General features: G+C 60.9%; 10 protein-coding genes. 1 reads left to right on the top strand and 9 read right to left on the bottom strand.

What is annotated here, in order from left to right:
* Positions 1-156: 156 nt before the first annotated feature.
* The 8 genes from KQ304_RS04390 to KQ304_RS04355 form a co-directional block, all read right to left on the bottom strand.
* A complete protein-coding gene (locus KQ304_RS04390; protein WP_259735897.1) occupies positions 157-1,065 on the bottom strand; it encodes a cation diffusion facilitator family transporter in 909 nt (302 codons plus the stop codon).
* A 117-nt stretch (positions 1,066-1,182) separates the two neighbouring features.
* Complete coding sequence (locus tag KQ304_RS04385; RefSeq protein ID WP_259735896.1) at positions 1,183-1,458, bottom strand: galactose oxidase; 276 nt, start codon at positions 1,456-1,458, stop codon at positions 1,183-1,185.
* A gap of 171 nt (positions 1,459-1,629) precedes the next feature.
* Positions 1,630-1,839: a hypothetical protein gene (locus KQ304_RS04380; RefSeq protein WP_259735895.1), complete on the bottom strand. Its 210-nt coding sequence runs from the start codon at positions 1,837-1,839 to the stop codon at positions 1,630-1,632.
* 152 nt (positions 1,840-1,991) lie between these two features.
* Positions 1,992-3,029 (bottom strand): ArdC family protein, encoded by a 1,038-nt coding sequence (locus KQ304_RS04375; protein WP_259735894.1) that lies wholly within the window; start codon positions 3,027-3,029, stop codon positions 1,992-1,994.
* Positions 3,026-3,379: a single-stranded DNA-binding protein gene (locus KQ304_RS04370; protein WP_259735893.1), complete on the bottom strand. Its 354-nt coding sequence runs from the start codon at positions 3,377-3,379 to the stop codon at positions 3,026-3,028. The genes KQ304_RS04375 and KQ304_RS04370 overlap by 4 nt, the downstream gene beginning before the upstream one ends.
* 43 nt (positions 3,380-3,422) lie before the next feature.
* Positions 3,423-3,704 carry a hypothetical protein gene (locus KQ304_RS04365; protein ID WP_259735892.1) on the bottom strand — a complete coding sequence of 94 codons (282 nt, stop codon included), beginning with the start codon at positions 3,702-3,704 and terminating at the stop codon, positions 3,423-3,425.
* Positions 3,705-3,707: 3 nt separating this feature from the next.
* Positions 3,708-3,965 carry a DUF6926 domain-containing protein gene (locus KQ304_RS04360; RefSeq protein WP_259735891.1) on the bottom strand — a complete coding sequence of 86 codons (258 nt, stop codon included), beginning with the start codon at positions 3,963-3,965 and terminating at the stop codon, positions 3,708-3,710.
* Positions 3,966-3,968: 3 nt separating this feature from the next.
* Positions 3,969-4,235, bottom strand: a complete 267-nt coding sequence (locus KQ304_RS04355) for a hypothetical protein (protein WP_259735890.1) — start codon at positions 4,233-4,235, stop codon at positions 3,969-3,971.
* A gap of 1,689 nt (positions 4,236-5,924) precedes the next feature.
* Between KQ304_RS04355 and KQ304_RS04350 the strand changes: the two genes are divergently transcribed.
* A complete protein-coding gene (locus tag KQ304_RS04350) occupies positions 5,925-8,792 on the top strand; it encodes a bifunctional DNA primase/polymerase (protein ID WP_259735889.1) in 2,868 nt (955 codons plus the stop codon).
* A gap of 65 nt (positions 8,793-8,857) precedes the next feature.
* Here the strand turns inward: KQ304_RS04350 and KQ304_RS04345 are convergent, their stop codons facing one another.
* Entirely contained in the window at positions 8,858-9,412 is a 555-nt protein-coding gene (locus KQ304_RS04345) for a site-specific integrase (protein WP_259735902.1), read from the bottom strand.
* Positions 9,413-9,905 lie beyond the last annotated feature (493 nt).

Below are 9,905 nucleotides of genomic sequence, written 5' to 3'. Positions count from 1 at the left end.
GCAACCAGGGGCGGAAGGTCTTGGGCTTGCTCATGGCCCATGATCTCGTCCAGAACCATTGCTGTCACTTGATTCTGGGCAGATACACAGCCGTCTGCGGAGAAGGTGCTCCGAGATCTATGCGCAACAGCCTCCTAGGGCAGGGCTTGCCGGGCATCAGCCCTGCTCCCAGCGGAAGCCCTGGTCTTCCCAGGCTTTCGGATCCTCGATCGGCTCGAGGTGAGTGAACACATGCGTGCGCGTCAAGGTGGCCGCCACCTTGTGCTCCAACTGATCGCAGAGGTCGTGGCCTGCCTGCACGCTCCAATGACCAGGCACGAGCACGTGGAACGACACGAAGCGACGGGAACCAGCTACGCGGGTGCGCAAAGCATGGAATTTGATCTCGTCTGTTTCACAGCTAGCCAGCAGATCTTCGAGAACCTGTTGCTCGGGATCGGACAGGGAGCGATCCAGCAGGCCGGAGGCGGTTTCGTGAAACAGCTTCCAGCCAGTGACGACGATGTTCAGCGCCACGGCGATCGCAATCAGGGGGTCGAGAATCGTCAGGCCGGTGAGTTTCACCAGGCCGATGCCCAGAACCACACCGATGGAGGTCCAGACGTCGGTGAGCAGATGGTGGGCATCGGCGCGCAGGGTGATCGAATCAAAGCGCCGCGAGGCTTTCAACAGCACCCAGGCCACCAGACCATTCAGCGCGGTTGCCAGCAGGGAAATGACCAGGCCGATGCCCAGCTGCTCCAGCGGTTGGGGCTGCTGCAGGCGGCCGATGGCGGTATGCATGATGGCGAGAGCTGCCACCACGATCAGCACACTTTCCAGGCCGCTTGAGAAGTATTCGGCCTTGAAGTGGCCGTAGGGGTGGCTGCGATCGGCAGGTTTGGCCGCCAGGGTGAGCGCCCAGATCGCGCCAAGGGCTGCGACCAGGTTCACGCCCGATTCCATGGCATCGGAGAGCAGGCCCACCGAGCCGGTCAGGCGCCAGGCCAGCGTTTTCAGCACGATCGTCGCGACCGCTGCTGCCATCGACAGCAGCATGTAGGCGCGAGGCGAGGCGAAGACCATGGGCGCGGGAAGTGCTCTCTCAGCCAAGCCAGTGTTGGTGATGGCGGGTCAACCTGCTTGTCGTGGCGACGACGGAAGGCGGTTTCCGGTTGGATCAGCCTTTGGCCTGCTCAAGCGCTAACAGGCCAAGGCAATAAGGAAGGCCGTTTGCCGGTGACAGCGCAGGGGGTGCATGGGACGCTCAGGCCAGCCCTGGCAGCGGCTGGTCAGGTGCTCGCCATGGGCGATTAGCCCCTGGTGCAGCTGGCAGGTGAGCATCGGGATGCAGTTCACCCCGGCGTGGTGCCTAAACCAGTGGCAGGTCATGCAGACCTTGCAGCTGCGGGTCTTCTGCATGGTGCCCTCATCGAGGTAGGGCCACTCCTCGATCGGCTCGTTGCGGGAGGGATGCATTCGCAAAAGCGGGGCAGGCGACATAGCAACATGCGCATGCATACACCAGTACTACCCCGGGAGGGCGATTGAGGCAAGTTCGCGTGCTCGGGGGGGTTGGTTTTGTTTCGCCACTTGCCTTCCCGCCATTCCTTGCCGCCTGATGACGGTGATGACGTTCTGGCAACGCCTCTATTTCTCCCACTCCTCCCAAGCTGCCTCCAAGGCACGGTTTTGGCGGTCTGCCCGCTCGATGGCGTTAGCGGTCTGGCCGATCGCCTCCAGCAGCGGCCCGGCCACGTGGGCAAGCTCAGAGGAGTAAGCGGCGACGGTGCTCCAGAAGTTGTCTTGCGCGGAAGCAGAGATCGTGGAGCTGCGGCGGCGCTTTGGTTTGTGGCTCATGGAGATGAAGTCGGTGGACGGGGTTGAGGAACTGGTTCGTTGCTGTCGCTGTCGCTGTGGCTGAGGCCCGTAGGCTCGAATCGCTCACCCTGGGCGGGGTACTGCTTGGGATGAGCGGATACGCCCGGACCGGGGATGAGCCCCCGGTCTTTTCATGGAGCCATCGGCTCTGGGCTCGTGATTTCATCTGCTGCTGCCGGTGTTGGCTCAGGAGCAATCAGATCAGCCGCCTGCCGCGCAGCGCTCAGCACCTGAAACAGCACCGAGGGCTTCTCCCGCAGTAGCTCAGCCCAGTGCGCGAGATATGCCGCATGGTTCTGGAAGTCCGAGCCGATCTGCAGCCGCTGGCAGACGATCACCGCCCCGAGCTCAGCCACCAGCTCTTCTTTGGCATAGGCAGAGCTGCCCATCGCACCGCTCTGCGGTCGCTCCAGCCTTGAGGGGTGGCCGGTGGAGTGGATCTGCTCATGCGCCCAAGTGGCGCCGTAGGCCTCCCTCTGTAAGAAAGCTTCCGGCAGTGGCATGGCGATGCGATCCGCTGCTGGGCTGTAGCAGGCAAAAGCCCCACCAAAGACGGTCGCCACTGGCCAAGCCTCCAGCACTGACTCGGCATGCTCGAGGCGAGCAGCAGGCGTGGCAGGGGTGCCGGCCAGGTGGAGGGCTGATGCAATCGCCGCCTCAAGGGTCTGCTGCGCCTCATGCGAGGTGCCGACCAGATCAGCTGCGTTAAACACCGGTACGACCTTGTACGACACCCAGCTGGTGGTGATCGTCTCGCCCTCGGGGGACAGCACAGCTCCACCGCTGGCATCTAGTTGATCGCGCTGGTTCAGCTGGGGCCGCACGATCCGCACCGCGCTGCTGCCCTTGCGCGGAAACCAGCCTTGGGCCTTGGCCTGGGCGGCGCCGAGCCACAGCGGCAGGGTGTGGCTCTTCAGGAGTGCGCCGAACTCCAAGAGCAGGGGGTTGGAGCCGCGGTACTCATGGCTGCTCAGCAAGTTGCGGTGGGCCCCCTGGTGGCCCTGCCATTCCCGCCGCCAAGGCGCGGTGCCCTGCTCGATTAGGGCGATGAGATCGGCGACGAGCTTTTCTTCTGGTGACGGGGCCCGATCGGAGCCAGAAGCCTTGCGACTTCCGCGGCTAGTGGCTGGGCGATGGGAGCGGGCCTTGGTCTTGGTGGTTGCGCTCATGCCACCTCTGCAACACCGGTACTTCTTGCTCCGAGCAGCTCGAGGCGATCGACCAGGACCCAGGGTTGGCCCTCTTGCATGCGGATATCGCCGATCACGCCGATCAGCTCACCGGGCTTGATCTCGTCGTAGGCACGCTGGGCTTGCTTGCCCCAAAGCTCAAGATGAAACGGCTCGGAATGCACGCCAAAGCGCTGGCGGCTGACCGTCATTGAGAAAGTGACCCGGACAGTTCCGGATTCGTAAAACACAGCCGCAGGTGTTGTCGCGGCGCGACCCACCAGGGTGATGGAGGCAGTCATAAAAAAGCCGGCCTGTGGCCGGGTGAGCGGATAGAGAACGAAGTGCACGGCAGCTTTCAGCCGGGCGCGGTGGCGTGGACGACGCGGAGCGTCACTCCAGAGCCAGCAATGAATCGCCTTCTCGGCAACTGCAGGCCCAGATCCACAGCAGGCGGCGGCGGTTGGCCTGGTGATCACAGAGATCTGCCACCGTCCAAGCGCCATAGCCACGCAGGTGGCGGCGCATCAACCAGGGAGGCCCGTCGAACTCCAGGTGACGCACCCAGAACTCCACGGCCTCATCAACGGGGCCGGAGCTGGAGCAGTCGGCGACGCACTCGGGGGGCAGCTCGCCTTCACTCCAGGGCCCGCGGAACCAGTGGTTGCGGAACATCGCTCAGCCCTCCTTGTGGATCAGGAAGGTGAACGTCGCCACCTCACCGGCCAGGCACCAACGATCAGCGTCGTGGTACTTGCAGAAGTGACCGTCTTCTTTGACATCTACGCAGGAGACGGACTGACATGGGAAGGTCTCCTCCCACCAGCCGTCAGCTTCCGCAATGTCGGCGTCATCGAGGCAGCTGGGGTCTGCGTTGATGAAGTAGCAGGCCCAATGAGTAGGGAGCTCGTAGGTCTCGATCTCAAAAGAGCTCATAGATCAGCCCTCCGCGTAAGCCGATTCGATGCGGCTGCCGCAGTGATCACAAAGCAGATCTGGATCTTCCCAGTTGATGGCCTGCGCCACCACAGTCCAGCCGTCATTGCCGGTAGTGGTGGCAATTGACAGCCGCTCGGTTTTGCAGCAGTGCCGGCAGAGTGCAGCGCCATCGTTGGTAATGGCATGGAGGGGATAGCCTCCGGGCCACGCAAAAGGAGCCCGGCTGAGGGAATCAGCCAGGCACAAAGATTTTGATTGGGTGGTCATGGGTAGACCGAAAAGGGGGATGAGGATGAGCGGATACGAAAAGCCCCACCACAGAGGCGGGGCGAGTCAATCCAGAGGGACTTGAACCCCCAAACAGCAAAAGCCCGACCTGTACGGATACGGGTCGAGCGATGCTGCGCCTTGCCTGTGATCACACGGCAGCGCCGGCGTAGATCACAGGTGGATTGAATTTTAGAACGGTCTTTGTCGGGTGTTTTTGCCCTTCTTTTCAGTCACGTTCAGAGACTGGAAGCCTGACTTGCACAGGCTGCGACGGGTTGGCACACGGGGTGCACAGCGCGTCAGGGCCGCAAGGCCCCGCAGGAGGAAGACTTGGCGTCTATTGATACTTTCCTGCGCTTATATTCAACCGGAACAAAAGTCCGGAACGCTGGGACAGCTCAGTCACGGGACACCTGTAGAACCCGAACCCATAAAGGGTCCGCACCGGCGTGATCCGTCCTCGGGGTAGACAGCCAATCAGGCCACCCCTCGTCTGTCCGCTCACCCCATGATCCACTCGGCCGAGTAAGAGCGCCACGGGGACCGCATGTCCCTGACCCAGACGCAGCGCGCCTGGCCCTCTCACTTGCACCTATCAGTTGACGTCAACAGTCCTCTCAACAGGACCGAATCCGTGTGGCCGCCGGGGAAGCGTTTCTATGATTTGGCGCGGCAAAGCAGCCGCTCAGCGGATGGGCATAGGCATGGCGCTTCTGAAGAGAAGCGCAATAGAAGAAGGGGAATAGAAGTGTCAGGCAGCTATAGCCTGACGAGTACCAGTGAGGGTGAGCGACTGCAGCGCAGTCCTGCCTCATTGGCTGAGAGAACTGTACTGTCTAAGTGGCAAGCCTGTCAAGCAATCTGCTGGCACATGACTATGCGTCGGCGAGCATGATTTGGGGCCTCTTTGTAGCCTTAGGGGGGAGCTCAAGATATACATCGCTCTGAAAAATGTATATCAATGCACTATTAAATAGTCTCAGCGCTAGGAGCCGCGAGAGCCGCGATGGCAGCTTTCATTAAGCAACGAGGCCACTTGCTGTCGTGATGCGTTGTGCTGGTTGCGTTCTTGTTGCCGCACTCGGGGGAACTATCTGGCATCGGGCTGGCACGACATCCATTCCACTCTTGAAAACCTGGCAGGGGGAGTGCTCGTCCAATGCAGTCAAGACCTGAGCCTGACTCTGTAGTCAAGACCTGAGCCTGACCATGTAGTCAAGCCACCGTCAAAGGTTCAGCAGGGGTGAATTTCAACGTATGCGGCCGCAGCCGCCATCTGACTACATAGAGAGCACAGGCTTTGGTATCCATAAAGCATTTGGCCCTCCATACAGCTCCCGCGGCTGCTGTAGTCGCAGCGGCGCTTGATGTTGTAGTCAAAGATAGCTGACTATAATTGATGGTCGAGCTTAAAGCTGTATGTAGATATACGCAGACAATCGAAGTTATGGGTCTCTCGGAATTCAGCGATAGCGGTAATTTCTAGATTGACACCCTTTTTGTTCTCCGAGGAGACTTTTTATTGCCATGCCAAAATCAGGTAGCTCTAATTCAGAAGATCAAGCCAAAGACTCGAAAGCTGATTCAGCAAAGCCTGGCTCTGATGGCTCAGTAAATAGTTCCGGAAGTGCTCAATCAAGTTGGGTTGACAAGCAGCTCCCACCAGATGGCACTTGTTTGGAATGGGTGCAGAAGAAAGTGTTTCCCGCGGAGTGGACGCTGATTCCGGTGGCGGGCAAGGCGACCTATGTCAGGGAGTGGGGCGAGCACAAGAGGAAGCACATCGACTCAGAAGGATTGTTCTGGGAAGACAGTCGCTACCAGGGTTTTGGGGTGGTGACCGGTGAGCTCTCGGGGGGACTGATTGCCCTGGATATCGATGGCCATGACGCGGACGGGCGCTTCAAGGCTGAAGTTGGCGAGGCGTATGAGGCCCATGGGGCGGAAACCACCATGTCCTGGACTTCGGGGAAGCCGGGTCGCAGGCAGCTGCTTTATCGGGTTCCGGAGCACATGCTCATCAGCATGCGCCACATCAACACCATCATCCTGCGGCTCGATCAGACATGGGCATTGGGCCAGGGGGACAGCAACCGCACCGCCAAGGAGGCCAGCGAGCCGGAGTACGAGGAAGTAGTTCTGCGCTTCAACCGGTGCCAGTCGGTTCTGCCCCGCTCACCGCATCCGGAGAAGGGCAGGAAGTACACCTTTCTTAATTACAACGGTGGCCAGCCGGCAGAGGCCCCCGAGTGGGTGCTCGATGTGATCCGCCAGCACCTCAAGCCTCAGGGCTGGCTCACCGATGCGGAGATGACCGAGCTGGAGTCGGAGGCCGGTCAGACCCTCATTCCCTCCAAGCAGATCCGCGGCTGGTTCTTCTCAGAAGAGGTGCAGGCCCAGCTGATGCCCAGGCTCGAGGATCTGATCTTTAAGCACCCGACCTTCTACGACTACGGGTGGCAGACGCGCCCATCGAAAAACCCGCATCGGGTAAGCGGCTGTCCATGGCACGGGGGCAAGAGCGGCACTTCTTTTCAGTATTCAGAGCTGACCGGCTGCTGGGACTGCAAGGCATGCGGTGTCGGCGGCGATGTCTTGGACTTCGTCCACAAGATTGAGACAGGAGACAAGTTCGCTGGGCGGCCTAAGGGACCGGCGCTGGAAACCTATGTCGCCAGGCTGGCTCCAGAGCTTGGGTACAAGTACCCCGACGATGCACAGATGGTGCAGCGCTCGGAGGTCTCGTTCAAGCCTCAGGTGAAGATGGGGCCCGAGAGCTTCTTTGACTCGCTCTCCAACCTCCTGAAGAGAAACCCCAACCCGGCGACGGCCAAGGACCTGATGCAGGACCTGGCCCAGACCACCGGGCGGCGGATGACGGGCATCGACTGCATTAAGGCGGAGCAGGAGTACCGCGCCTACAAGCAGGCGCAGATGACGAATGCCAAGCCGTGGTGGGAGGTCGAGAAGATGACCTTCACGATCCCCAACCTGATGATGAAGCCCTCGCAGATCATCCTGCATGCGGCCCCAGGTAAGGGGAAGACGAGCGCAGCCATGGGCTTTGCACGCATGGTGGGCCAGGGCGAGCCAATGACGATCCGGGGCATCAAGGTGCCGGTTCCCGCAGGCAAGGTGCTCTGGATCCAAAACGACCAGAACCCAGCGAAGCTCTACAGGGACTGCGAGGACAACGGCATCGACGCCGAGAAGGACTCGGGGTGGTTCATCGTCCGCAAGGGCTTCCAGATGAACTACCTGGCGGATCTCACGACATGGATCAATGAGATTAAGCCGGCCCTGGTGGTGATCGATTCCATCGGGTCGTGTTCCACCGACATGCAGGAACAGGAGAAGGACAAGGCGTTTGCGTCCCCGCTGTACTACTACGCCCGGATGAATGGGGAAGATCCCGAGCTCGGGGGATTCCATCCCTGCACGATCCTCTGGATCCACCACGACAACGCCCAAGGGGAGGTGCGGGGCACGCGGTATCTGACGGCTGCCGTCGATGAGCAGTGGCACCTCAGGGAGCTCTCGGGGGAAGAGCGGGAGCGGATTCGGGCCGAAGGCCGCACCGCCAGCAACTGCCGCTACATCCAGGTCAAGAAGAGCCGGCTGGGCCGTGAGGGTGATTGCCTGGTGGTGGAGCGGGATGTCAATGGCGTCTACAGCGTCTGGGACCACACCCCGACTGAGCGCCGGATGGATGAGGGGCAGGGGGACCCGGAGCCGTCGACCATCGCGCTGCGGATCGTGAGGGACCGGGCTCGGGGGACCACCACGCTTGAGGAGCGGCGGATGACTGCGGCAGAGGTCTGGGAGCCGCTGGTTGAGGAGGTGACCGGCCAGGGGAGGGAGGCGCCTTCGAAGAAGAGCGTCCACCGCTGGTTAACGCGCTGGGTGGAGGACGGGGTTCTCGTTCTCGGGGGGAACGTTCCGGCGGGGCCAAAGCAGAAGCCAGCCAAGTCTTATGCGATTCCCCTTGAACCCCCCCGTGCGGGGGGTGAAAAAAGGTGTCCTTTGTCCCTATATGGGGCAGAACCGCTGCGGCAGCACGATTTATATAAGGACACGCCTGAAGGCGATTTGACTGGTGTCCCTATATCCGACGCCTCGCCATATAAGGACACCTCCCCCGAGGCCGAAAATGGTGTCCCTATAAGAAACCGTTGCGACGGAGGGGATCTGCCCCATATAGGGACAACGGACACATTTTCAAATGGTACGGAAGCCCCCAATCAACTCAACACACCTGAGACTCATGACAAGACAAGCGAAGCTTTACAACCGGCAGAAGAATGTCTGGAAGGCCTACCTGGCCCTGAAGGAGATGCACCCGTTCATCTCCCCCGAGACCGTCAAGAATCTCCTGATCGACATCGAGGAGGTGCAGAGGGAGAGGCCCAGTGCGGTGGAGCTCTGGCTGAAGGAGCGAGCGATCTGGCAGCCAACTCCAGGGTGAAGGTGTGGATGAACCCCTCCGTGGACGAACTAACACCACCTGAGCAGGACTCAGAGGACTGGAGCAAGTACGACGAGTACTTTTTTTAACTAATACCGGAGGCCTGCGGCCAGCGCTCGAGAGCCTCCGGACTTAGTTGTCCCGCCAGGGATGATCAATCCAGCAGCTCAAGAGCAGCTGCTTCATCTGCTTCTGCCACATCGATGTAGGTCTGGAGCTGCCCGAGGCTGGCGTGACCCGTAAACCGTTGAACGGTCCGGAGACTTGCTCCGCGTTGGGCCATCGTCGTCGCCAGGCTCCTTCTGAAGCTGTGCAGCGACACCCCGCTCGGGAAGCCTGGGCCAAGCGTCTGCAGTGCCCGTCTCAGTGCCTTGTCGGCGGCCTGGCGGGTGATGGGCTGGCTTTCGCTCCCGGGGCTGATGAACAGCAGGGAGCCGTTCTTGGCATCCCGTTGATGCCGGCGCTGCCAGTGGATACGGAATTGCTCCAGCTCCTCACGTAGCCGTGGTGCAACAAGTGGCTCCCGAGTGCGCTTGGTTTTCGTGGTTGCTGCGGCAAAGACAATTCTGTCGTTGTGGATCGCCCCCCAGTGCAGGCGCAGCGTTTCGGTGGCACGGCTACCCGTAAAGCGCATCACCGCCCAGAGCGCCCTGTGCTCCGGTGAGGGTGCTGCCGCCATGAGCTGATCAAGTTCCCCCGGGCTCAGCACCCTGGCCTGGCCGGAGCCGTTGGTTTTTGGCACCTCGTCCTCGGGGGTTGTCCTTAGTCATGATACGACAACCAGTGAGTGCTTGACTGGCTTCTTGGGAGTGGGCAGATTTTGGAGCCCCCCGAGGCCTTATTGAGAATCAATTAGCGGTGTGTTGCAGGTGCCAAGCCGCATAGGCGCTGTGAACGTCGCTGCCTCGCGCACTCTCGGCAAGCTGATTCACCCGTTGATGTTCGGATCGGCTCAGACAACTGAAATTGCGGAGTCGGTGCCAGATTTCTCGTTCTCGGGAGGCATCCAGCAGCCAGCAACCAGGACGCCGGCCGCGCCTAGGCAAGCGCGGCATCGAGCCGACGCGGTAAATCGGGCAGGACAGAGGATCTCTCCATGGCTCCGTGGACAGCCGCCTGCAGTGGTCGTACCAAGCTGATAGCCGGCCAATCAGTGTTTGCCGCGGTGTGCCCACCCGCGTGGTGTAAGGAGTGAGGGTCAT

It is taken from the genome of Synechococcus sp. CS-1329 (genome assembly GCF_025128055.1).
Taxonomy (GTDB): Bacteria; Cyanobacteriota; Cyanobacteriia; order PCC-6307; family Cyanobiaceae; genus Regnicoccus_A.
Note: the sequence above shows the minus strand (reverse complement) of the source record. Positions and strands in the feature narration are given on the sequence as shown.